The organism is Cysteiniphilum halobium, from assembly GCF_003574425.1.
Classification (GTDB): domain Bacteria; phylum Pseudomonadota; class Gammaproteobacteria; order Francisellales; family Francisellaceae; genus Caedibacter; species Caedibacter halobius.
In genome coordinates, this window is sequence record NZ_QLIU01000023.1 from 59,757 (window position 1) to 85,596 (window position 25,840).

Consider the following 25,840-nt stretch of genomic DNA (forward strand, 5'->3'; position numbering starts at 1 on the left):
CAGAATCTATCTGGCACAGAAAATAGTTTTACTTTATACTGAACTGGCGTTCATTTTTGAAATTTTACAATATTATTAAAATAACCATTCTAACGCATTTTTTGATGGTTATTATTACTGGGTAGGAATCATGTTACACATTAAAGCATCACCATCGGCTAAGGTTATTTTCGTTTTTATTATTATGGTTACTTCAATGCTAGGTATCTTTGTCTCTGATATTTATGTGCCCTCTTTACCAAGTATTAGTGAAGATTTTGGCACAGGAGCGCATTTATTAGCATTTAGTGTCACCTATTACTTTATCGTTTTCGCCTGTGCCCAACTGATTTATGGTCCACTGTCTGAGCGCTTTGGGCGACGCAAGATTTTTCTCACCGGTCTTGGTATTAGTATCATTGGCACACTGATTACCGTGTTTAGTTTGAACTTCAGTATGCTGATGATCGGACGCACATTTGAAGCTGTTGGCATGGCAGCGCCGATGTCTTTGGGTCGTGTTATTTTGCGTGATGTTATTCCTGATAAAGTCAAATACGCACGTTTTATGTCATTTATGGGCATTGGCACCTTGATGGCTCCCGTCATTGCACCAATTTTTGGCGCATTTCTAGCACATGTTTACCATTGGCGCGCGGACTTTATTTTCATCTTAGTTTTAAGTTTAATTTGTTATATTGGTGCTTATGTTTATCTGGTTGAAACTTTATTAAATCCCAAAAAACGTCTTTCCGCCAAATTATCCGTTAAAACCTATCTATGGATAATTAAAAATAAAGCTTTCATCAAAAACATAACAATCTCAAGCACTATTATGGGCGCTATTATTGCCTATTTATCGATAAGTGCCTTTTTATTTCAAAAATATTTTGGATTAAGTGAAATCCATTACGCTATTGTTTTTGGTATTGGTGAAGTTTTTATTGCCGTAGGAATGTTTGCTAACGGTATGGCACTAAAACACATCTCAATCGAGCGGTCTCAAATCATTGCGGTAATGCTTTTCTTACTCTCAGGGATACTGATAACTATTCAAGCGGTGTTCTTTAATCATAGCCTTGAATTTATCATGCTAGCGATTATTATCTTTAACTTTTCAGCAGGTGTGATTTTCCCAACCAGTAGCACATTAGCCATTGTTGCCTTTAAAACGCGTTTGGGCGCAGTAGGTAGCTTATATGGCTGCATTAGCATGCTTGCAGCTGGCCTTATCAGTGGCTTTGCTTTGTCATTACCTTTGGAGCCCAACTTACTTATCGCTTTATTAATATTGGTGATGTCACTTGTTGCTACGGTTATTTTATTTGGTATTAACGATAAAACATATTTTTAATTAAATGCTTATTAGCCCCCGCCGGGGCCCTGGTAAAAAGGAGCATGCTTATGTCTTGATTTTTAAATGCATACGAGCAGGCAGCATGTTTATGTCTTTTGCGTCCCTTGTAAAGCTAAACGAATAAGGCTCTCAACGCTATTGGCATCATTTCTAACCTGATGAACATATTTCTCTGCTTCTTTACGCTTATAACCAAGTGCTTCAAGCGCATTAACAGCTTGGTGTACTATTGAGTTTGTATTATAGCTTATATTTACTGACTCAGTAGCATCTGAATTTTCTACAACCGTATGAGTTATATTGTGTGTTAGTGCGTCTAACTCAAGTACCAACTTGGTGATTTTGTCTTTCATTTCAATAATGATGCGTTCAGCCGTTTTTTTACCAACACCTGGAATCGTGCATAGCAACCCGTGGTCTTGCGACTCAATACAACTAACAAAAGTTACCCCATCCATACCTGATAAGATAGCCAGAGCCATTTTTGCACCAATGCCATTGATCTTGATCAGTTCTTGAAATAATCTACGATCCGACTTAGTCGCAAAACCATAGAGCTGTTGCGCATCCTCACGCACAACAAAATGCGTATGCAATATTACTTCCTGCCCTATATCACCAAGTTTATAGATCGAGCTCATCGGCACCCAAACTTCGTAACCTATACCAGCAGCTTCAACCAGCATCAGTGGTGGCTGCTTTTCAATAAGCTTACCTTTTATCCTTCCGATCATCTTAATCGTCCTCGTACAATTTTGTTGGCTCCTGGAATAAACTGCAAACTATTGCGACTATGAAAATGACAAATAGCAATGGCTAAAGCATCTGCGGCATCTGCTTGTGGCTTACGGCTTAATTGTAAAAAGGATTGCACCATATGCTGCACCTGAAATTTACTTGCATTACCATTGCCAACAATGGCTTGCTTAACTTGTTTGGCTGAATATTCATGCACCATTAAACCCTGATTTGCCAAAGTACACATTGCCACACCACGCGCCTGTCCTAACTTTAATGCAGCCCCTGGATTTTGAAACATAAATATCTGCTCAATTGCCGCTTCTGTTGGACAATAAGCGGCAACAATGTCATTGATCCCATCTTGAATTTGCTTTAAGCGTTCAGCTGTTGCCTCTTTAGTGATGCGGATACAACCGCTGGTGACATATAAGCAATCTTTTGCTTGCACTTTAATCACACCAAATCCTGTGATACGTGAGCCTGGATCAATGCCTAAAATAATCACGAATTAAGCACATCCATCACACTTTCATCAAACTGGGCATTACTATAAACGCTTTGCACATCATCAAGATCCTCTAAACGATCGATCATATTCATGATCTTTTGCGCAATATCTGCATCATCAATATTGGTTTTGACATCAGCATCCATAGTAATCTCAGCAGATACTGGTTTTAAACCCTTCGCCTCTAGAGCATCATTAACCTCTGAAAAAGTATTAGGATCGGTAATGACATCAATTGCACCATCATCAAAGCTCACAACATCTTCAGCACCGGCTTCAAGGGCGGCTTCCATCACCACATCTTCATCTGAGCCTGCATCAAAACTAATAATGCCCTTTTTATTAAACATATATGCAACTGAGCCATCTGTGCCTAAATTGCCTCCTGCTTTAGTAAAGGCATGACGCACTTCAGCCACTGTGCGATTACGATTATCAGTCATACAATCAACGATAAAAGCGACACCTGCTGGACCGTAACCTTCATAACGAATTTCTTCTAAGTTGCCACCTTCCTCACCACCGGCACCCTTCTTAATTGCACGCTCAATTGTATCTTTGGTCATATTGTTGGATAAAGCTGTTGCAACCGCCGCGCGAAGACGTGGGTTTGAATCTTTATCTCCACCACCTAAGCGTGCAGAAACGGTTATCTCGCGAATAAGCTTAGTAAAAACCTTACCGCGCTTAGCATCTTCTTTTGCTTTCTTATGTTTAATGTTTGCCCACTTACTGTGACCTGCCATATTTAAACCTCTGTTAAATCTTTGATATTTTATATTCAGCTTAATAAACGCAGCAATTGTAGCATAAAGCACAGCAAAACAGTGCCGTAATCGATGTGATTTTGGTAAATTAGATAATCTTGGCTATCATTAATAATACAGGGAATATCAGGCAAGGATGAAATTCATATGCAAGTCGATAGTTTAATCCAACCGATCAAAGCAATGCGCCTACGTTACCTGCCTCTTTTAATGATTTATTTTGCCTATGGTTGCAGCATTTTCTCCGGTATTGGTGAGTCATTTTTTGTCAAGGAGCAATTAAATTTATCGGCTGAAAGCCTTATTGTTATTGGTGTTTGGTTAAGCTTACCGTGGAATATCAAAATGGTTTTTGGGCAGTTTGTCGACAGCTTGCCTTTGTTTGGCTCACAGCGCAAAGCCTATATCTATCTTGCCGCCATACTAATGGTTTGTGGCTCACTCATTATGGCAGGACTCGCTGGGCGCTGGTCTTTTGTCGTGGCTTTAGCTCCTGACAATACCCTTTTCTTCATATCTTCACTCTTGACGGTTCTTGGTGTCGTCTTACAAGATGTCGTCGCTGATGCGATGAGTGTTGAAGTTGTTGAACGCAAGGGACGCTTACAAGAGGATATTGATAAAGACTTGGCAATGGTTCAGCTCTTAGGGCGCTTAAGTTTAAGCTTAGGCATGTTTCTTGTTGCAGGTCTTGGTGGTTGGCTTGCGCAAGTGATGAGTTATCAAAATCTGTTTTTACTCACTTTAGTCATTCCACTGATTAGTATTACGGGTATTTTATGCATTCGTTTGGATAAAGTTCCTAGAAGACCAATTAACAAAACCGTGCTGTTTGGTGGACTGATCTATGCTGTTTTTATTATTGTTATCGGCTTAAGTAATATTCCCTTTGCACAAGAGATTGTCTTTGTCGTTTCTTTGGCAATTATTATCTATTTACTTAAATCCATCACCAAAGAGCTACCGCGAGATTTATTGCGTGCTATTTTTGTCGCCGCCCTGATGATCTTTATCTTTCGCGCTTCACCTACGGCTGGCCCCGGTGCGCAATGGTTTATGATCGATGTCTTAGGTTTTGATAAAGCTTTTTTTGGCACACTTTCACAAATTGGTGCCTTTATGTCGATTGTTGGCATGTGGTTTTTCGCACGTCTTATTACTGAGAAATCGATCGCTTGGGTGCTATTATGGCTCACTATCGCAGGCTTCTTATTGGAATTACCACTTATTGCACTTTATTATGGTCTACATGAATGGACAATGGTCTACTTTGGTTTCGGCGCACGCACTATTGTGCTTATCGATAGTGCTATCGCCTCACCCTTTGCTCAACTGGCGATGATCCCAATGCTAGCGCTTATCGCGCGCTATGCACCCAAGGGCAATGCCGCAACCTGGTTTGCCTTAATGGCAAGCTTTATGAATTTGGCTCTAACTGCAGGATCACTCTTTAGCAAATATCTTAATCAAATCTTTGTGGTCACCCGTGAAGTTATTGATCACAGTAATAACACTGTTTTAACACCAGCTAATTATAACGAGCTTGGCTGGCTATTAATTACCGTTTCTATTATTGGGTTATTAGCGCCATTAATCGGAATTGTAATCTATGCCAAATTTGCACAAAAATCAAAATAATTTATCTTGTTACTTGCCTTTATGTCTGCCCTTACCTACAATGGCAAGTCTCACTGGGGGCGAATATGGCTTCGACGGGAATGTCAATGTCTTACGGTGCATGCCGAGGGTGTATCTGCCTCGTAAAACACGTTACATCGTCAGAATAACTGGCAAAAATAAAGCAAACCGCGTTGTAGCTAACGATGCAGCTTTCGCTGCTCGTAAAGCTGCTTAATCTGGCTTAAAACCCCGGATACGCACGAACCGATAGTATTTGCTTGTGGGTCTATCTTACGTTCGTTCATCTTTGACACAGGATCGCCAGCGTGTCTGTCTAAACACTGCGGTTAAATCTTAAGACTCGCTTAAATGCTGCCCTGATTTATCGGGCAAATTTAAGTTAAAGATAATAGATAAATCTAAGCATGTAGATCTGAAGATGGCGAGTTTGCGGACGCGGGTTCAACTCCCGCCGCCTCCACCAAGTCAGCAATCAAATAATATACCAATAACGTTTTATATACTTTTATCGTTGCAGTTGAACTCGCGGGACGCGGGCTGGATCACTACAAAACATTTGCCTTTAACGCAATTAAGATTGTATATACTTGCCCTGAGACAGTATAACTGATCTCAATACCTTTTACAGCCTTATACCAAAGCTCCAAATAATCGACAGTACCATCTGCTTGGACATGATTCCAAACGCCATTGACATAATAGCGAATTTGCAGATCATCAACATTATCAATGAGCTCTTGTGAATTTCCTGCATCATCGACGTTAATCATAAGGCTTCTAACTCCAGATACCTCACGTAAATAGAGAATATAGACATGGTATTGCGCCAAAAAACTGCCCGCGGCATAGCTACGCGCTGGCCCCTGCTCAACAGGGACAGATCCACCTGAGGCATCTGCCGTTGCTTTCATCACCTGATAACCAGCTTGATCGGCAAGCAATATATAGTCGTCATTACCAATATTTAACTCCGTTGTGATATTCATCGGTGAGTCACTAGCTGCAATACTAGCTGTCGTAAACTCACTGTCAACAACTCCTTGTAACATTAATATATCAGTTCCAGCAACATGACTTGGTGGAGCATAAAAATTTAATGAAGTTGCCGCATATACTGGAGGATATGATAGTGGATTAAAAGTCTGGTTGGGAGGGGGAGGATCGGGCTCAGGTGCAGGGGGTCTCAGATCCACCTGCTGCCATGGCCATAGACCATAAGGTGATGGTGAGGTTGATTGGTCAACGAGGTTACGAAAGGTTTGCGCGACAACACTTGCCTCGGTATTATCCACCAGTTGAGTGACTGTGCGGGTATAGCTATGACGCACGGTGTAATACATCTCACCTGCCATCACCAAAACAAAAGCAGCAACAGCAATACCAACCAATACTTGAATTAAGCTTGCACCTTGCTCTTTTGTTTTCATCCTCTTATCACACACCCTTAGTCCTCCCTAAGCCTATGGTGTCACCACAGCAAAGGTACGCTCTTGCTCGACATTCAATAGCGTATTACGTCCTGTTAACTCTGTAGCTGTTTGCGTAAACACAATATTACCACTAGGTGATAAATCAATCGCCTGTCCGGTAATCCATGAGCTTTCAATACGGTTATCCAATAGAATATCAATAGTAACTTGATTATTTGTTCGACTTGCTATCGTCGCTGAGCGCAACATCACTGCCATAAACGAGGTAAAGACAAAAACTAATATTGTTAGTGCAATTAAAGATTCAATCAAGCTAAAGCCGGCTTGTTTTTCTAACTTAAAGTGATACCTATTGTACAAATGATTTTTATATTTTTCACTATATGTCATCACTCTTTCCTTAATTGTCTTAAGCTATGTACTACCTATATATCCACCACAAATCATTTACAGATTTCTACCATTGAACACTGTACAATGATTCACGAACAATATATTTATCATAAACCTAATAGAAGTATAGACTGAGAAATAGTTTTTAACAGCTTGGTTAACTGATTCACACGTTATTTTACGTACTTATACCGCAAAATAGGCGTTTAGTGTTTTCTCTTGTTGCTTGACAAAACAATTCAAATTTCTCACCGCGCAATTTTGCTAAAAATTCTGCCACATAATGAACATACGCAGGATAATTGGGTTTACCACGATACGGCACGGGGGTCAAATAGGGTGCATCCGTCTCGATAAGTAACCGATCTAGTGGAATTTTTTGTGCCATTGCTTGCACATCTTGCGCATTTTTAAAAGTAACAATCCCTGAGATTGAAATATACATGCCCATGTTAAGCGCCTTTTTTGCCATATCCCAATCCTCGGTAAAGCAATGAAGCACCCCACCACATTGCTCAATGCCATGCGCCTTTAAAATAGCTAATGTATCTTCCTTGGCACTTCGTGTGTGCACAATAACAGGTTTTTGCAGTATTTTTGCCGCCTCAATATGCGCAATAAACTTCTGCTGTTGTAGTGAATGTGTTTCTTTATCATTGTAATAATAATCAAGCCCTGTCTCACCAATCGCCACACATTTATCATGATCGATGTAATTCATAATGGTTTGCGCATCAAGCGGTTGAATACCTTCAACTTCACTGGGATGGACACCGACAGAGTAATAAACTTCAGGAAACATTAAAGCGATCGCTTTAATTGCAGCGACATCTTCCAGTGTGGTTGCAATGGAGATAATTTTTTCAACGCCCTTATCCTTTGCTTCTGTGACAATATCCTGGAGTGTAGGGTTTCCATCTTTTTGTAAATAATTTAGATGGCAGTGAGAGTCAATAATCATAAATAGCCAAATAGGATGGTTAAATCATATGCTTGGCAGCAACGGCACGAATCTCTGGCACATTACGCATATACCCGTGATAATCCAAACCAAAACCAAACAAAAATTCATTTTCCACCTCAAGACCATAGTAGTCTGCTTTAATCAATCCACCTTTATCTCTTGGTGCTTGCTTATCAAGCATAACTGCCGTTAAGACATTCAAGGCGTCGCGATCCTCATAATAACGTTTAACTTCAGATAGCGTTAAGCCACCATCTAAAATATCATCAAACAAAATAACCGTGCGTCCCTGTGGGTTAATATTTGGTGTTTTTACCCAGTTTAGCATATTAGTACCAGTATACTCATTACCATAACGACTGGCATGAATATAATCAACCTGTAGTGGAAAGTTCAAACGTTTAACAATCTCAGAGGTAATAAACAGACCACCATTCATCACACATACGGCAATTGGATTATCTTTGATATGTTTTTGCTTAATCTCAGTAGCCACTTTTTCAAATGATACTTCTAAAGCTTCTTGGGAAACGATAACACGTGAAGCATCAAAGACTTCTTTAATGAAACTAGGTGTAATTTTTGACATGAATTTTGAAGTTTCGCTTTATGGAAATTTCGAGCTATTCTATCTGATTTCCATAAGAATGCGAACTAAAAAATTTAAGAAACAGACAAGAATTAGAATAATAACAACCTTGACAAATCAAGGTTGCTTGCAATTTAACCGAAGATATTTACTGTGCCTTTAAAGGGACAAGGATACTTGCTTCAACACGTTGATTAATTGACTTATTTTCTTTAGTTGTATTTGGCACTAGTGGACGTGTATAGCCATAACCAACTACTTCAATATTGCTAGCATCAACACCTTTAGAAATCATGTATGACTTAACTGCTTGTGCACGATTGACTGATAGCTGATGGTTATATTGTGCGAACGCTGGACCTTTTTTACCTTGTGAAGCGAAGCCCTGTAATACCACTTTCTTGATATCGTACTCGTTCATAAAGTTGATTAGGTTATTGATTGCTGCTTTAGCTTTAGCATTTAATGCGTAGCTGCTATATGCAAACTTAGCATCCAAATGCATTGTCACTTTATCACCATTAACTGTATAGCAACCGATAGATTCACGCGTCATCTCAGAAGTGCCTGCTTGACATTCCATGACATTTTTTGGCAACGAGTAAGCTGCATGGTACTCATCTTCACGCGCTTGTTGATCCGCTGCTACAGGACCCATTGCACCATAAGCAGATGCATTGTTCGCCCCACCAAAGTATAAGCCGATGCCCACAGAAATCATGCTACCATTTGGTGTCTTAGAACCAAATGATTGAAGATAGCGGTAATCCGCTGAAACATAAGCATTAGGTGCAAAATCATACTTAACACCAGCACCAGCATCAAGCCCAAAGGAGTTCGTTCTCATATCCATATAGCCACCACCAACAGCGACATATGGCGTGAAATTAGTGCTATTAGCAAAATTCCAAATACCTTCTGCTAAAACTGCTTTTTGGTTGTTGCCCATGTAACTCACACTTGCTTGCGCGGCTATGTTTTTATTAAAGCCATAACCAACAGTACCTGAAACAGCAGGTCCACTTTCAGAATAGCTATGGTTGAAATAGCCACCTAGGCCAAACTGTCCATAGAATTGGTTACTATGATCATTCGCTGCGAAAGCTGCTGAGCACAAGCCTGCTGCTAATAAGCCAATAATGATTTTTTTCTTCATGTTTTTTCCTCATTTTTTGGTTATAAAAATAGTTTATCCGTTAACAGGATATTGCGCGAGTTTCTTAATCTAGAAACCAATCCTTTTAATCAACCTCGCCTAGTATAATTAACTTTTCAGCAGACGTGGAGAGTTATCAGCGCTTTTTCAGAGAAAAAATTTAAATTTTATTGTCTATAGCAACTATCTACGATTAAATAACCGCAACTTATGAAATAAGCAATAGGAAAAATTCATGTTAGAGCTTTCCACAAAAATTCAAACACTGCGTCAATTAATGCAACAAAAACAATATGATTTCTATCTTGCGCCATCGACAGATGCACATAACAATGAATACTTACCTAAAGCCTGGCAGCGTCGCCCATGGATAAGCGACTTTGATGGCAGTGCTGGTGAAGCCTTAATTGGTCAAAATAATGCACTTCTTTGGACGGATGGGCGTTATTTTTTACAAGCAGAAGCACAGCTTGATAGCAGTATTTATAGCTTACAAAAACAGCAAGGTTTTGTTTCTGAATTAGAAACTTGGCTAAGAGATAATGCCTATGGTAAAACCATTGCACTAGATCCAACAACACTCTCTATTAAACGCGCTGAACGCCTTGAGGAGCTTATGCGCTCATTACAAGGAAAATGTGTATTTGATCAAGACAATCTCATTGATCAAACACGCACTACGCTTAAAGACCAAAGCGCACTGCCACATGCCAATGTTTTTCTACAAAAAGATAGCTTTAGTGGCAAAGACACAAAGACGAAATTCAAAGAAATGCGCGCAATAATGCATAAAAACCAGGTAGATGCATTGATTGTTAGCATGCTTGATGAAATCGCTTGGCTATTAAATATTCGTGGCAATGATATTGATTTTAATCCCTTGGTAATTAGCTATGTAATTCTTTATCAAGATCATTGTGACTTTTTCGTTGATGCCTCTAAGTTAAATGATGAAGTTAGAGCTACGCTTAACGCTCAAGGGATTAGCATTATGCGTTATGATGATTTCTATCCGCAATTATCTAAACTCAAAGGCAAAATCTGGATTGATCCAAATAGCGCAAATTACGCTATTTTACAAAACTTAAATATTGAATGTGGTGATCATTTTGCACCATCGCCCATTGCCCTTGCCAAAGCATGTAAAAATATCACTGAAATTGATGGCAGTAAATATGCGCACAAAAAAGATGCTATTGCCATGATTGAGTTTAGTTATTGGCTTGAAAGTCATTGGCAAGAAGGAATAGATGAGATAAAAGCACAAGATATGCTCTTGAAGTTTCGCCAAAAGCAACCTAACTTCAAAGGCCCTAGCTTTGATACCATTAGCGGTTTTGCATCAAATGGCGCTATTATTCACTATCGATCATCAGCAAAGACGTCCAAAGTCATTAACAATAGCAGTCTTTATTTGCTAGATTCCGGTGGGCAATATCTAGAAGGCACCACCGATATTACCCGTGTTTTTCATTTAGGCACTCCAACTTCAGAGCACAAATACTATTACACATTAGTGCTTAAAGGGCATTTAGCTATTCAAAATGCAAGCTTCCCCAAGGGGACGCGTGGTGAGCAACTTGATACACTAGCGCGTCAACCACTATGGCAACAGCAATTAAATTATGGACATGGTACAGGCCATGGAGTTGGTAGCTTCTTATGTGTGCATGAAGGACCTCAACGCATCTCCCCAGCCTTTAGTAATCAACCACTTGAACCGGGCATGATTGTGAGCAATGAGCCAGGTGTCTATTTCCCCAATCAATTTGGCATTCGCATTGAGAATTTGTGTTTTGTTAAGCCGATGCGCGAACAAGCACATCATGATTTTGGTGATTTTTATTGTTTTGAAGATCTGACCCTTGTCCCTTATGCGCGTAACTTAATTGAAACATCACTTTTGACTAACGATGAGATTAAACAGGTCAACAGTTATCACTTGCGCGTTGAAAAAGAAATGCTACCAATGATCAGTGATGAGAACATCAAAGCATGGTTAATTGCACAGACTAAAGCATTATAGCTATAGCCTAGATAACTTTGCCATATTGGCAAGTAATACCTTCTTACCCCCTCCTGCTTGAAAATCAATGTGATAGCACAAGTTATCATTTTGCCCTTCGGTTTTCATGACAACACCTATACCAAATTTTGGATGAACAACACAATCACCAGGCTTAAACGCTGCAGTATTATTGGTATCTTGAATTTTCATAAACTCAAAAGGCGACATGCCAAAACTGGTTTTTTTCGTTTTTTGAGATTGTTTATTTTTCACTTGCTGGCGCACATGCTGTATATATTCATCGGGAATTTCATCCAAGAATCGCGATTTGACCTGATAGTTAATATCACCATATTGGTGGCGTACTTTACTAAAGCTCAAGGTTAGATGACGCATCGCACGCGTAATACCAACATAACAAAGTCGCCTTTCTTCGGCTAATTTCTCACGCACTTCAATCGAACGCGATGATGGAAATAAGCCATCTTCAAGACCTGTCATAAACACATAAGGAAACTCAAGCCCTTTTGCCGTATGCAGCGTCATCAGTTGTACAGCATCCATATTATCCTCGGCTTGCATCTCCCCTGATTCAAGGACGGCAAAACTCAAAAACTCAACCAGCAAATCCTCATCAGCAACATCTTCAACGGGTGGTATAAATTCATTGGCTGCGTTGACTAGCTCTTTTAAGTTTTCATGCTTTTGCTGGGCTTTCTCAGCTTTTGATTCCTGATACATCAGCATTAAACCACTGGCATCAAGCACGTGATGCATTAATTGCCCCAGGTTCAGCGCATCTTTCAAAGCAGACATATCTTCAATCAAATCAATAAATCGCTGCAGTGCTTGAGAGGCGCGACTATTAAATGCTTTTATCTTAATCATCTCAACAGCTGCATGCCATAATGATAAATCATGTGATCCGGCATATTCACGGATACTTTCTAAGGTTTTATTACCAATGCCACGCGTTGGTAGATTAATCACTCGCTCAAAAGCTAAGTTATCGGCACGCAAAGCAATCAAACGCATATAAGCTAATGCATCTTTGATCTCCGCTCGATCAAAAAAGCGTAAGCCCCCATAGATGCGATAAGACAACCCACGTTTGAGTAATGCCTCCTCAATCACACGCGATTGCGCATTAGAGCGATACAACACCGCAATATCAGCTAAGGCAATCGATTGATTATGATGTAAATCATCAATTTTATCGGCAATATAATCTGCCTCATCGCGCTCATTAAACGCCTCATAAAGCGCTATTGGCTCCCCCTTTTCAGCCTCTGACCACAGCATCTTGCCCATGCGTTTACTGTTATTAGCAATAATCGCATTAGCGGCATCTAGAATCATCTGTGTGGAGCGATAATTCTGCTCTAAGCGCACGACTTTCACGGGGGATAAATCCGCTAGATAATGTTCGATATTTTCAACTTTAGCACCACGCCAACCATAAATAGATTGATCATCATCACCTACTGCCATAAAAGTGTTATTTGTCGATTTTAAACACATCAGCCACTTATATTGCACACTATTAGTATCTTGGAACTCATCAATCAATACATATTGAAAGCGCTTTTGATAATAGTTGCGTAAAACCTCATTCTGTTTAAAAAGCTCATAGGCATATAGAAGTAAATCAGCAAAATCCAGCGCATTATCCGCCTTTAAGCGTGCTTCATAAGCTTGGTATATTTTAACTACTTCACTATCAAATTCAGCTGTAGGTAGATCAATCGCACGAATACCCTCATCTTTTTTGCTATTAATAAATCCTTGGAAATACTTAGGCGGACAATATTTCTCATCCAGATTTAAACTTTGGATGACTTTTTTGACCACTTGCAGCTGATCATCTTGATCAAGCACCTTAAAGCGTCGATTAAAACCAATTTCTTGCGCATGTTGACGCAATAATCTATGCGCTATGCCATGGAATGTACCAATCCACATCCCAACAGTTGAAAATCCCAGAAGCGTCTCAACCCTACCACGCATCTCACGAGCGGCTTTGTTCGTAAACGTCACCGCTAAAACATTTAAAGGTGAAATGTTTTTCTCCTGAAATAAATAAGCAATACGATGTGTTAATACGCGCGTTTTACCACTACCAGCCCCTGCTAAAATTAGTGCATTTTCATTAGCCAGAAGTACGGCTTCTTGCTGCGCTTTATTAAGTGTGTGAATCATATCAAGCATAACTGTCATAACATTACACACCGTGGTAGTGATGTTTTTCAACAATGATCGTACGTGGCTGATAGGCAATCGCCAAAATTAAGCAAATCAACCAAACAATCAATGTAAAACCAAACAATAGGTTAATAATAAAAATAATAATAGCATTAGGATTCTGCTTTTTAAAAGCAATATAGCTTGGTAGAAAATAAAGCATTAATAGTAATATGCCTAATAATACTAACATCGAGAATGGAAAAAAGAACAAAACAGCTACAACGACTGCAATAACAAATAGTAAATTAACTAAAATACGCATGAGTATACCTAAAGGTTAGTCTATTTTTATCTGGTAAAATCATAACAAATATCGCTCATGAAAACCAAAGCAATCGTATTTTTTGATTTAGAGTTATTACTCTATATTTTCTCCAGTCCTTGGTAATAGCCACAAGTTACCTGATCCTGATTTGTTAACTGCAAATAAGGATTACCATTTAGAATATTATCCAATAGCGCTTGCTCTTGCTTGGTTAATTCTTCAGTCAAATGAAAATAAGCTAAGCGTTGTAATCTTGAGCTTAATTGTAGTGGATTATGCCCATATTGACACAACAGCGCATGGTAATCTTCAGCCTGCTCAACATGCAACACATAGTTATCATTTATCTCAAAATTAATCTCGACAGAGGTAGTACGCCCAATGATATTGTGTTTGCTACTTAGCATATCCTGATAAGCACCAACAAACATAAACGCAAGATCATGAATCTCAGTACACGGCAGGTTAACATAGTCACCACCTTCTTTATCTTTGAAAACACCATCGGCATCACACGAGATATCAAATAACTGACAATCAATGCTTTGCTCTTCTGAGTAGTGCGTCACTGGCAAAAGAGGGAAATGCTGCCCAATCCCCCAGTGATCTGGTAAGGATTGAAACAACGAAAAATTAAGCCATAATTTTTGTGCATTTTGATCTCCCAAGTAACTAACACTTGAGCTTTCGACTAAATCCGCTAAATCCACTTCACCATTTAACCACCCAGCTTGTAAAGCCTCATCATAGCTTGTTTGTGTCACAATGTCATTTTCTGCTTTTTGATAAAGAGGTGAAACGATCAATACACTTGACATGGCAGTGACTGCCCTGCCTGATTCAGTAATAATTGTTGGATGAGGTAATTGGAAAAGATCAACAAAATAGCTAAATGTTCTGACAATTGTTTCAGCATAATACGGCAATTGAAAGCGTGGATTTTGCGTGTCTTCATAATCAATACCTAAACCTCCACCTAGATCAATTATTTTTAGATTTTCGCAGTCGTTTAGAAGATTGCCATACAAACAAACCATCATATTAATATGCTTTTCAACCTGACTTAATTGCTTAAGCTGTGAGCCAATATGTCCATGCAATAACACCACTTTATCACTAAGGTTAAGTGCTTTTAATTCAGTATTGACAAAATGAATATCTTTTAAGCTAAGTCCAAACTTAACACTATGCAAATCCTCATGAAATGGCTTTGTGCGATATCCTAGTTTAAAATAAATGGCTGATTCATAACTTAGAGATTCAATAACTTCTAGCTCATCGACATTCTCTAGCACCATAATGACAGTATAACCTAGCTTGGCAGCTAAGTTGGCAAGCGCATAAAATGCTTTATCTTTAAACCCATTGCAAATGATTTTATTTTCCTTTGCTGCAAGTGCTAATACACTTAACAACTCAGACTTACTGCCGACTTCAAAGTTAAAAGGTAAGTCATATTTATACGCGCATTCTTTCAAGGTCTCCATAACCACAGCATTAGGGTTCACTTTAATAGGATAAGCTAATTGATAATCTCCGTGATAACGGTAATTTTCCATTGCTTTGGCAAAGCTTTGGTAGAGATTTAACATCCTATCTTCAGTAATATGTTTAAAGTTTAGCACACAAGGTTTACTGCCACCTTTTTTTAAGACTTCCTCAATCACTACTGTCAACGGCATGGACTGAGTAAAACTTTGCCCATAATGAACGCACAGTTGATGATTTTCATCATAACTAAAGTAAGGTTGAAAGGTATTATGTGTATTAAATGAAAGTATATTGTTCATAGAACTTCTCCTTCTATGAAAGACATCTTTGGCAAGCCAAATAGGTCATATTAATAAGGGGCACATCGTGTGAGATTAGTCGCACAATGCATCGATTACGTACTGTGGCAATGCAAACGCACCAATATGTATCTTGGGCGTATAATAGCGCGTTTTAATACCACTGACGTCAAAACGTTTCGTTAAGCTTTCAAGTGTTTGTATTCGATACCTGGGTTCATCAGAAGCCCAACCAAATGCCATATCCCCACCAACATACGTAGGTACTGCTGCCTTATAAAAGGAATAATCTTTGTACAATTCTTCAAAACTGTATTTTGTATTTCGCAACTGCTCCAATTGAAAATACATCACGCCATTTTGCGTCACCATAATGCCTTTATCATTTAAGGCTTTCTTACACGCTGTATAAAATGGTTTTTGAAATAACACTACAGAACAACCCATAGGATCGGTGCTATCACAAATAATCAAGTCGTATTTCTGCGTTATTTCTTTTACAAACTTAGCACCATCATCAATTACTATATTCACGCGCTTATCATCAAATGCTCCTTGTGAATGCTTGGGAAAGTAATGCTGACACATCTCAATAACCGCTTGATCAATTTCCACTAGCGTTACTGACTCAACCGTTTTATGACGCAAAACTTCACGCAAAATACCACCATCACCTCCACCGATGATCAATACGCTGTTAATATCACCATGCGCAAACATGGGCACATGCACAAGCATCTCATGATAAATAAACTCATCAGCAGTCGTTGTCTGTACCACACCATCTAATGTCATCACACGTCCAAACGTGGGATTGTTAAAAATCATTAAATGCTGGTGTGATGTATTATGCTCAAACAATACATCTTGCACTTCTAGACTTTGTCCATAGCCTTTATGTAAGCTCTCTTGAAATATATGAGACATTACACCAAATCCTCATTGCCACGCTGCAACTCATCCACCAAAGTATTTTGTGGATTAAACGCTGATTTAAGCACCCTAACCGCCTCATGCGGTCTTGCATCACCACACATAAAAATATCAAATGCTGCAAAACCAAATTCAGGCCATGTATGCACACTAATATGGGATTCAGCTAAAACTGCAACACCTGAGATACCATCATTTGAGGTAAAGTGATGCAGATAAATGTGCAGTAAAGTCGCACCCGCTGCAGTCACTGCATCACGCATTGCTTGCTCCATCAAATCAAGTTCATTAATTTTACTGCAACCCCAAAAATCAGCAATCAAGTGATAGCCTGCAAAGCGCATGCCATCTTTGGTAATAAAATGATCTTTGGAAGGCGCATCTTGAACAATTTGATGCTTTGGCAAATTACCAACTACCAGATTTGGCAACTCAACAGACTTAGTTGTCTCTATAATCATGAGATTTCTCCTAATTTTCTTGTAAAGCGCACGCTAAGTAATCAACCTATGTGCGCCTTATTCACTAAAGGCCATGGAAACTCCCGTTTTGTGCCAATTAAACAATGCCTGATCCTCATCAGGCGTGTTTGATTTCAAGCGCTTATCATAGCTGAAGTTTAGCACTTAAAATCAAGACTGCTAAAAATTTTGCATAAAGTAGCAGCAAGTTATTTCGCTGTAAATAATTTTTTCTACTAAAAAATAAAAATATTATTTAACACCTATCACAAACCGTTTTATTAGATTTGCTGTACTTTTTATATAACCAATAAATCACCATTGGTAACAGTACTGCCGGTACGCCAAAGTAAAAGGCAGGTCTTAACGCTTCATTAAAAAATAACAACCCCAAGCAGGCAACTTGTAGCCAGATTCCCAAAAGTGGCACCAATGGATAAAAAGGGGTGCGAAATTTACCCTTTAATTCAACTTTATACTTCTTGCAGTGCTTTCTAAAATTATATTGTGACCAACAAATTGAAATCCAACATACCGCACCAGTAAACCCTGAAATACTTAAAAGATAAGAAAAGGCGGTACTTGACGAGAAAAAGTATGACAAAATCAAAAATATCCAAATGCAAATCAGTGTGAATATTGCCGCTGGCATTGGCACTTGATGACGGTTTAATCTTGAGAAAATTTTTGGCGCCATCTTTTGGTTTGATAAACCATATAACGCACGCACCGTTGCGTACATTCCACTATTAGCACAAGAAAAGGCAGCGGTTAAAATCACAAAAGTAAACACGCCAGCAACCCAGTGAAAACCATATTTCTGTAGCGCTAACACAAAAACAGACGTATCACTTCCCATTTTATTCCATGGAAATATAAGTACTAATAACAGTACTGGGATGAGATAAAGCAGTACGATACGAATCGCAATATTGCGTGAAGCGCGTGGGATAGCAACATCAGTATCCGTGGATTCAGCAGCTGCTAAACAGACAATTTCAGACCCTTGGAAATTAACAAGAAGCATTACCATTAGACTAATAACAACGAGTTTACCATGTGGGAAAAAGCCACCATCACTCAGTAAATACTCAGTACCGATCATTGGCATTTTACCACCACTTTTATATAGCCCAAAAAAGATAAAAGTTGCCAATACGCTAAACATGACAATAGCGACGATTTTAACGATAGATAACCAAAACTCCATCTCACCAAAAATGCGTACTTTAGATAAATTAATGATCGTAATCATAAACCCAAATAGCATCGCCCAAGTAAACGCCGGTACAGTGGGGATAATATAATGCATAATAATACCAGCAGCCGTACATTCAGCTGGGATATAGGCAATCCAATTAAGCCAGTACGACCAGCCCGTACCACATGCCCATGTTGGTGAAATATAATCACTGGCATATTGAATAAACGAGCTTGAACTTGGCATTGCCACCGTTAACTCACATAGACAAAGCATGACTAAAAACACAATTAAGCCACCTAAGGCGTACGATATTAAAACCGCTGGCCCTCCTTGGGTAATAATGTACCCTGTTCCAAGGAAAAAGGCTGATCCGATAATACCACCTAAAGAGATCAATTCCAAGTGGCGTAGTTTAAGGTCTTTTCTTAGTGTTTTTACTTCCGTCATTGTGATCATGCCTTAAGTTAGAGAGCGACAGAAAGTTCGAATATTAGAGCCAATTTTTTGACAGGTCAATTAAAAAATTAAGGACAAAAAATATTTTTTTATCAATATTTTTTCTAACCTTTTCAATAGCGCTATTTTATCTGAGTTGTTGGCGCATCTTATCAATAACTTCACGATAATTTTGCGCATTAAAGATAGCTGATCCAGCGACAAATGCTTGCGCACCACAACATGCAATTTTAGCAATATTATCGACTTTTACCCCACCGTCAACTTCAAGCAAAATATTATTTTTATATTCTTTAATCCATTTTGCCACCATACTGATTTTAGCATACATCGCATCGATAAAACTTTGCCCTCCAAAACCCGGATTTACCGTCATAATCAACAATCTATCAATTTTTTCGATTACATGTTCACAGAGACTTACAGGCGTTGCTGGATTTAAAGCAAGCCCTGCTTCAATACCAAAGGACTTGATTAAACCAAGACTTCTATCGATATGTTTAGACGCCTCAGGATGAAAAACAATACTTGTTGCTCCTGCCTTGGCAAAGCTTTCAATCATTTCATCAACAGGCTCGACCATTAGATGCACATCCATACCAGCGTTTATACCATCATCACGCAATGCCTTTAATACCATTGAACCAAAGGTTAAGTTGGGGACATAATGATTATCCATCACATCAAAATGAATATTGTCTGCCCCCGCATTTAATACGTTTTTAACTTCATCACCTAAGTGTGCAAGATTCGCTGACAAAATAGATGGATTGATTTGAAAATGCATCTGCTGGTGCTCCTTATAACAACTCTATGATAGATAAGATTGTACCTTAAAGCATCGCAAAAGGCTTACGCTTTATTTGATTCAATTCTAACTTAAAAATGATTTAAAGACGGTATAGCATGTTTTGTATTTCATGCTACAATAGCGCGCTTGTGAACCAAGCTTTTATCCATTATGAATTTCTTGAATTGTTTACGCCGTTATTTTGAGTTTACTAAATATAACACATCACTACGCACTGAGCTTATTGCCGGTGTCACTACCTTCTTGGCAATGCTTTACATTATTGTTGTTAACGCCAAGATTCTCTCACAAGCAGGTATGCCTGAGAATGCTCTGGTAACCAGTACGGTAATTATCTCGGCTTTTGCTTCTATTGCCATGGGTATTTATGCGAGAAATCCTTACGCACTTGCCCCTGCTATGGGTATGAATGTATTTTTCACCTATACCATTGTCAAAGCTTGGGGAATCCCTTGGCAAGTGGCATTAGGTGCTGTGTTTTGGTCAGGAGTTATATTTGCTCTTTTGGCACTTTTTAATATTCGCACCAAGATTCTTGCTGGTATTCCTGATGGTGTTAAGCACGGTATTGGTGCAGGCATTGGAATTTTTATTGCTTTAGTAGGGTTTTATAACGCAGGGTTTATCCACCAAGCACCCTCAGGTTTATTGGCAATAGCACCTTTAACCGCTGAAACCTTAATCTTCCTAATCTGTTTTTTTGCACTTATTATCTTCTTAGCATGTCGCTTTAAAGCCGCCATACTGCTGATGATTATTTTAGGCTGCATTATCTCATTTCCTATAGGGCGTTTCTTTGGTGATCACATTATCATGCACACGCCTGATCACATTTTCTCATTGCCTGACTTTTCCCTATTTTTATCAATTGATTGGTTAGGCAGCTTTAAAATTGCCATTGTTCCTGCAGTGTTTACCTTTTTGTTTATTAATATTTTTGACAGTACAGGAACATTAATTGGCTTAGCGCAATCCTCTAATTGGTTTGATAAAGACGGTCAACCAATTCGTATTAAAAAATCTCTTATTGTTGACTCCTTTGCCGCAGCGTCCTCTGGTCTTTTGGGTAGCTCACCAACCTCTATTTACGTAGAATCAATTACTGGTATTTCTGTTGGTGGACGTACTGGGTTAGTGGCTGTTGTCGTTGGCTTATTGTTTTTACCTTTTTTGTTTTTAGCACCTTTAGTCATGATGGTGCCAATTTTTGTTGTCGCTCCAGCACTAGTTATTGTCGGCAGCTTCATGCTGTGTTCAGTTAAACAAATTCAATGGGATGATTTAACCCAAGCGATTCCTGCTTTTATGACGATTATCCTAATGCCACTGACATTATCAATATCAGAAGGCATTGTTTGGGGTATGGTTAGTTGGTTTGTGATTGTGCTGATTCAAGATCGTAAACAGTTAACACCAATGCCGGTGATTATTACCTTTTGTTGCTTTTTAATTATGCTTGACTCGCTAAAAGTGATCTAAGTTAGGTGTTCGTTTCATCAAGGCTTAACACACCAAGTGCTGCATCATATTCAATAATTTCAGCATAACGCGCCCAACCAATAAAGGTATTAAATACGCGTACTGCCTCATCATCACTTAAATAATCCTCAAGCTCTGATAAAAAACGTGACTCAGGTGCTTTTTTATTAGGACGCTCTTTTAATACTTTGACCACATGGCGTGCTAATGGAATGTGTTGGACTAATAATTTAGAGAATATAACTTTGCGCTCTTCAATATCTGCATTCATAAATTGTTTACCTAAAGCCGTCATCGTAATATCTCCATCGGAAACACTGGCCAAATGGAGTACGGACAAAGTCTCAATAATCGGGAATAGATCATCGATATCCAAACGCACGTGATCTGCCAAATCTGGTAAATCAATTGACCCTTTGGCTTGTAAGTCATCCATTTCCGTTAATAGCCCTGTTAATTCAGATACTTCAGCATCCGGCAAGCGATAACCAATGTTCAGCGCCTTGCGTTTATTCATTCGCTCTGTTAACTCTCGTGTTTCTGCCGTTGTCATCATCCGATAAACTTCGTCAATCAGATCCTCTACGGCTTCATCATTTGAGTTACGAGGATGTGCTAAGTCAACCTTCAACTCACCACGAATAAAGCCTGGATTGCTACCAAATATAATGATTCTATCCGCTGTTAAGACCGCTTCTTCAATATTATGTGTGACATATAAAATGCCTTTCATCGCATCATTCTTTTCCCAAAGCTCTAATAAATCTTCACGTAAATTTTCAGCGGTTAACACGTCAAGAGCTGAAAACGGCTCATCCATTAGTAAAAGATCGGGTTGTAATACTAAAGCACGTGCAAAACCAACACGTTGCCGCATCCCACCTGAGAGCTCTTTTGGATATGCATTCTCAAACCCATCTAAACCAATCATATCAATTGCTTTTAGCGCTCTTTCTTTGCGCTCTTTAGCATCGATATTTCTTGCTTCCAATCCAAGCTCTACATTTTGTAAAACAGTAAGCCACGGCATTAATGCAAAGCTTTGAAAAACCATCGAGATATCTGGCACAGGCCCTGAGACTTTTTTCTCACGATAAATTACCTCACCAGTTGTCGGTGCCGTTAATCCTGCAATAATTCTAAGAAGTGTTGATTTACCGGAGCCTGATTTACCTAAGAGCGCGACAATTTCCCCTTCTTTCATTGAAAAATCGACATGATCTAATACTACCAAGTCTTGACGATCTGGCTTTTTAAATGCTTTAGAGACTTTGTCTACATTGAGAATTGTTTGATTTGTGGTTGGTTTTATCTTACTGATTACTTCAGTTGTCATCTTGCTTGTCCACCATTTTTAATTTTTTTAAAACTTTTAAAAGTTTTATTCTTACATATTCATACTAAAGCGCTTCTCAGCATAGTTATACAATCGACGCCAAAATAGCTTGTTAGTCAGCACCACTAAGATACACATCACTACCACGCCAAGCGCAATATTTGCGGTATGATCACCTGATGCATTGTATTGCTCAGAGATATAAGCACCAATGCCTGACGCCATAATTACTGAGTCTTTACCCCAGTTAATATACTCGCAGACAATGCTGGCATTCCATGCGCCACCTGCTGCGGTAATTGCACCTGTCACATAAAACGGCATGACTGCTGGAAATAAGAATTTAAACCATTTCACTATACCTTTTAACTGCATATTTTTAGCAGCCATTTTTAACTCATAAGGAATAGCAGAAGCACCAGCAATTACATTAAACAAGATATACCACTGTGTACCTAATGCCATAAGTAAAATACACCAGATATTAAAGTTTAAATTAAACGCAATTACCACTGTTCCAAATAACCCATATAGCACATTCACTGGGAAGGCAGCAAAAATTTGCGCATAGGGTTGGACCTTTTCAGCAACTTTTGGCCTTAAACCAATCCAAATACCAATAGGAACCCATATGATTGAAGCAAGGATAATTAAAACAAACACACGTAATGCGGTTAATGCACCATAACCAAAAACTTTAGCAGTCTCAGCAAATGTGATCGTATCCTCTTTATTACCATAAATAAACTGCCAAGCTAAATACAAAAATAAAGCAATACTTAAAGCAACACACAACTGCCAAACAGCTGCCTGTAAACGCGAATTTTCACGCTCATCTTTTTGATGCTCTGTTTGATTATAATTTTTGCTTAGGTCTTTTTTAAGATATGAAATGTTTACCAAACGATTAGCTTGTACTGCCATAAAATGGCTGAAACTTTGTAAAATTGTGGAGCGTTGTAACAAAGTTAAAAACCATGAGTTTGAACCGGTTTCTTGCTGCATTTCGCTGATAACAAACTTTTCAGACCACTTCACAATTGGTCGAAAAATAATCTGATCATATAGCACAATTACAATAAGCATAACAACAATTGCGGCAATCACAGCTGTAAAGTTTTTATCATTGTTAGCCTGATCAATAAACGTACCTATGCCCGGCAAATTAATTGCTGCAGAGGTGCTTGCTGAAAAGTTAACAACAATACTTTCTGAGGCAACAATCATAAACCAACTGGCTGACATCGACATCATCGTATTCCAAATAAGACCTGGCATAGAAAATGGCACCTCGAGTTTCCAAAACCTCTGCCAGCCAGACAACTGATACATGTCAGCTGCCTCACGCAACTCTTTAGGAATAGTCTTAAGCGATTGATAAAAACTTAACATCATATTCCAAGCTTGTGCCGTAAAAAGTCCAAAAATCACCGCTAACTGCGCACCCCATAAAGAATACGGAAATATCGCTAAAAATCCAGTAATGGTAATGGCTAAAAAACCCAAAATTGGAATCGATTGTAAAATATCAATAATAGGTATAATGACACTCTCAGCACGTTTACTCTTAGCTGCCCAAGCACCTATAACAAAACTAAAGACAAATGAACAAAAAAGAGCAATAAACATCCTCACCGTAGTATCAGCTGCATATCTTGGTAAATTCCACAAGTCCATTGAAATATGTTCATATTTTGTCACGCTATTGAGATTACTATAGTCAATACTGCCACCTAAAGAACTGCATACCCAGGCAACAATAAACACCATTGAAAGCACAAAAAATAAAGAAAAAAGATCCCACTTGCTTGGCAGAAGCCGCGTAGCAGGAGTATTGTAGAGTGATTTTTTCATTGTTATCGGCCTAGCCTTCCATCATGGCATGAGATTCTACCTGAAGCGCCTAATAAAGGAAACAGTAGGATATTTGGTTTTTCAATATCTCAGGATAATAAAGGACTTAATCTACCTGTTGTTTTAGAAACTGTTGAGTTAGAGTTTCATCAAATAGTTTTTTATCAACTTTAAGATATGCCGCACCCTCATCTACGCACACCATGGCCTCTTCAACACCCGGTAAATTAAGAAGTTTTTGCTGCAATGCTTTAGCATCTATAGGATGATTTCTGCTAATGCTATATAGCTTAGAGCTTAATTGTTTTGGCTTTTGCATCGTTGCCGCAATTACAATCCAAAGCAAACCTAAAAGACCATTCAAAATAAAAATACCTTGCATACCAAAGTGATGCAATACGAGACCTCCTAACACACCACCACAAAAGATTCCAAAAAACTGTGCACTGGAGTACACACCCATTGCCGTACCCTTACTACTAATTGGTGCTATTTTTGAAATAAGTGATGGTAAGGCTGCTTCAAGCAAGGTAAAGCTTGCAAAATACAAGACCAATATCAAGCTCATTATAATTACATGGTGATCAAACTCATACAGTAAAAACTGCATTACGGTTAGGATGATGATCGCACCAACAAAAATCGGTTTCATCAAATTTTTCGTTTCAGCAATAATAATAAATGGCACCATAAGAAAAAATGAAACAAACAGAACCGGTAGATAAATAATCCACTGCTTATCAATACTAATACCAATGTAATCAATTAAGATAACTGGAATAGCTAAAAATAATGCTGTTAACATCGCGTGCAAGCTAAAAATACCATAATTTAAACGTAATAATTCAGGCTTTAGCAATACACTTTTAATTTGACTTGGCGTGGTTTCAGATCCCCTATGGAAAATTATTTTTGTCGGGGTTGGCACACCACAGATAAGAATAATAATGCCAATAATACCTAATATCGCCGTCAGCCAAAAGATGCCGGATAAGCCGATCCATGTATTTAGGATTGGACTTAGCACCATTGCACCAATAAATGATAAACCAATTGTCAAGCCAATAACTGACATCGCTTTCATGCGATTTTCTTCCTTGGTTGTATCAGCAACTAATGCCGTAAGGGTACTACCAATAGCGCCAGCCCCTTGCAATGCCCGACCAATGATAATGCCATAAATCGTATGTGACATAGCAGCAACAATACTACCAATAATAAATATCACAAGACCAAACAATATCACGGGTTTTCGTCCATATTTATCGGATAACATGCCCAAAACAATCTGTAATAATGCTTGCGTTAATCCATAAATACCCAACGCCACGCCGATTAATGTTGGTGTCGCATCAATAATCTTATCAGCATAAAGACTAAAAATAGGCAAAATAATAAAAAGACCCAGCATTCTGAAAGCATAAATACTGGCAATACTTAAAGTTGATTTCTTTTCTGATTTTAATAACATAAT

At 38.7% G+C, this 25,840-nt stretch carries 22 protein-coding genes and 1 other RNA gene; 5 read left to right on the forward strand and 18 right to left on the reverse strand.

Features of this window, described 5'->3' with window-relative positions:
* The first annotated feature begins 130 nt into the window (after window positions 1-130).
* Complete coding sequence (locus DNK85_RS05605) at window positions 131-1,333, forward strand: multidrug effflux MFS transporter (RefSeq protein WP_119328591.1); 1,203 nt, start codon at window positions 131-133, stop codon at window positions 1,331-1,333.
* An 89-nt stretch (window positions 1,334-1,422) separates the two neighbouring features.
* Here the strand turns inward: DNK85_RS05605 and ruvA are convergent, their stop codons facing one another.
* The 3 genes from ruvA to DNK85_RS05620 are packed head-to-tail and all read right to left on the reverse strand — an operon-like array spanning window position 1,423 to window position 3,331.
* Entirely contained in the window at window positions 1,423-2,070 is a 648-nt protein-coding gene (gene ruvA, locus DNK85_RS05610; protein ID WP_119328592.1) for a Holliday junction branch migration protein RuvA, read from the reverse strand.
* Window positions 2,067-2,582 carry a crossover junction endodeoxyribonuclease RuvC gene (gene ruvC, locus DNK85_RS05615; protein ID WP_119328593.1) on the reverse strand — a complete coding sequence of 172 codons (516 nt, stop codon included), beginning with the start codon at window positions 2,580-2,582 and terminating at the stop codon, window positions 2,067-2,069. Before ruvC ends, ruvA begins: the two co-directional genes overlap by 4 nt.
* On the reverse strand, window positions 2,579-3,331 hold the full coding sequence (locus DNK85_RS05620) for a YebC/PmpR family DNA-binding transcriptional regulator (RefSeq protein WP_119328594.1): 753 nt from the start codon (window positions 3,329-3,331) through the stop codon (window positions 2,579-2,581). The genes ruvC and DNK85_RS05620 overlap by 4 nt, the downstream gene beginning before the upstream one ends.
* A gap of 168 nt (window positions 3,332-3,499) precedes the next feature.
* Between DNK85_RS05620 and DNK85_RS05625 the strand changes: the two genes are divergently transcribed.
* A complete protein-coding gene (locus DNK85_RS05625; RefSeq protein ID WP_119328595.1) occupies window positions 3,500-4,990 on the forward strand; it encodes an MFS transporter in 1,491 nt (496 codons plus the stop codon).
* A 55-nt stretch (window positions 4,991-5,045) separates the two neighbouring features.
* Window positions 5,046-5,456: a transfer-messenger RNA gene (gene ssrA, locus DNK85_RS05630) on the forward strand.
* 82 nt (window positions 5,457-5,538) lie between these two features.
* On the opposite strand, the gene DNK85_RS05635 is transcribed toward ssrA, so the two are convergent.
* From DNK85_RS05635 to DNK85_RS05655, 5 genes are all read right to left on the reverse strand, one after another.
* On the reverse strand, window positions 5,539-6,420 hold the full coding sequence (locus DNK85_RS05635) for a PulJ/GspJ family protein (protein WP_119328596.1): 882 nt from the start codon (window positions 6,418-6,420) through the stop codon (window positions 5,539-5,541).
* Between the two features lie 33 nt (window positions 6,421-6,453).
* A complete protein-coding gene (locus tag DNK85_RS05640) occupies window positions 6,454-6,813 on the reverse strand; it encodes a type IV pilus modification PilV family protein (RefSeq protein ID WP_119328597.1) in 360 nt (119 codons plus the stop codon).
* Between the two features lie 181 nt (window positions 6,814-6,994).
* Window positions 6,995-7,777, reverse strand: coding sequence for a TatD family hydrolase (locus DNK85_RS05645; RefSeq protein ID WP_119328598.1), 783 nt, complete (start codon window positions 7,775-7,777; stop codon window positions 6,995-6,997).
* Between the two features lie 19 nt (window positions 7,778-7,796).
* Complete coding sequence (locus tag DNK85_RS05650) at window positions 7,797-8,369, reverse strand: hypoxanthine-guanine phosphoribosyltransferase (RefSeq protein ID WP_119328599.1); 573 nt, start codon at window positions 8,367-8,369, stop codon at window positions 7,797-7,799.
* Window positions 8,370-8,517: 148 nt separating this feature from the next.
* Entirely contained in the window at window positions 8,518-9,525 is a 1,008-nt protein-coding gene (locus DNK85_RS05655) for an OmpA family protein (RefSeq protein ID WP_119328600.1), read from the reverse strand.
* Between the two features lie 235 nt (window positions 9,526-9,760).
* Here DNK85_RS05655 and DNK85_RS05660 point away from each other — a divergent pair, with 235 nt between their 5' ends.
* Window positions 9,761-11,551: an aminopeptidase P family protein gene (locus tag DNK85_RS05660; protein ID WP_119328601.1), complete on the forward strand. Its 1,791-nt coding sequence runs from the start codon at window positions 9,761-9,763 to the stop codon at window positions 11,549-11,551.
* Here DNK85_RS05660 and DNK85_RS05665 read toward each other — a convergent pair whose 3' ends face one another.
* From DNK85_RS05665 to rpe, 7 genes are all read right to left on the reverse strand, one after another.
* A complete protein-coding gene (locus DNK85_RS05665) occupies window positions 11,552-13,741 on the reverse strand; it encodes a UvrD-helicase domain-containing protein (RefSeq protein ID WP_162896550.1) in 2,190 nt (729 codons plus the stop codon).
* A gap of 13 nt (window positions 13,742-13,754) precedes the next feature.
* Window positions 13,755-14,039: a superinfection immunity protein gene (locus DNK85_RS05670; protein WP_208123142.1), complete on the reverse strand. Its 285-nt coding sequence runs from the start codon at window positions 14,037-14,039 to the stop codon at window positions 13,755-13,757.
* Between the two features lie 101 nt (window positions 14,040-14,140).
* Window positions 14,141-15,832, reverse strand: coding sequence for a type III PLP-dependent enzyme domain-containing protein (locus tag DNK85_RS05675; protein ID WP_119328602.1), 1,692 nt, complete (start codon window positions 15,830-15,832; stop codon window positions 14,141-14,143).
* A 75-nt stretch (window positions 15,833-15,907) separates the two neighbouring features.
* Window positions 15,908-16,759, reverse strand: coding sequence for a polyamine aminopropyltransferase (gene speE, locus DNK85_RS05680; RefSeq protein WP_119328603.1), 852 nt, complete (start codon window positions 16,757-16,759; stop codon window positions 15,908-15,910).
* Window positions 16,759-17,226: an adenosylmethionine decarboxylase gene (gene speD, locus DNK85_RS05685; RefSeq protein ID WP_119328604.1), complete on the reverse strand. Its 468-nt coding sequence runs from the start codon at window positions 17,224-17,226 to the stop codon at window positions 16,759-16,761. The genes speE and speD overlap by 1 nt, the downstream gene beginning before the upstream one ends.
* 256 nt (window positions 17,227-17,482) lie before the next feature.
* Complete coding sequence (locus tag DNK85_RS05690; RefSeq protein WP_119328605.1) at window positions 17,483-18,877, reverse strand: amino acid permease; 1,395 nt, start codon at window positions 18,875-18,877, stop codon at window positions 17,483-17,485.
* Window positions 18,878-19,013: 136 nt separating this feature from the next.
* Window positions 19,014-19,673, reverse strand: coding sequence for a ribulose-phosphate 3-epimerase (rpe, locus tag DNK85_RS05695; RefSeq protein ID WP_119328606.1), 660 nt, complete (start codon window positions 19,671-19,673; stop codon window positions 19,014-19,016).
* A 174-nt stretch (window positions 19,674-19,847) separates the two neighbouring features.
* Here rpe and DNK85_RS05700 point away from each other — a divergent pair, with 174 nt between their 5' ends.
* Window positions 19,848-21,176, forward strand: a complete 1,329-nt coding sequence (locus tag DNK85_RS05700; protein WP_235842386.1) for an NCS2 family permease — start codon at window positions 19,848-19,850, stop codon at window positions 21,174-21,176.
* Window position 21,177: 1 nt separating this feature from the next.
* Here the strand turns inward: DNK85_RS05700 and DNK85_RS05705 are convergent, their stop codons facing one another.
* From DNK85_RS05705 to DNK85_RS05715, 3 genes are all read right to left on the reverse strand, one after another.
* Window positions 21,178-22,512: an ABC transporter ATP-binding protein gene (locus DNK85_RS05705; protein WP_119328607.1), complete on the reverse strand. Its 1,335-nt coding sequence runs from the start codon at window positions 22,510-22,512 to the stop codon at window positions 21,178-21,180.
* A 51-nt stretch (window positions 22,513-22,563) separates the two neighbouring features.
* Entirely contained in the window at window positions 22,564-24,366 is a 1,803-nt protein-coding gene (locus DNK85_RS05710; protein WP_119328608.1) for an ABC transporter permease, read from the reverse strand.
* A 106-nt stretch (window positions 24,367-24,472) separates the two neighbouring features.
* Window positions 24,473-25,837 carry an MFS transporter gene (locus DNK85_RS05715; RefSeq protein ID WP_119328609.1) on the reverse strand — a complete coding sequence of 455 codons (1,365 nt, stop codon included), beginning with the start codon at window positions 25,835-25,837 and terminating at the stop codon, window positions 24,473-24,475.
* Window positions 25,838-25,840: the final 3 nt, after the last annotated feature.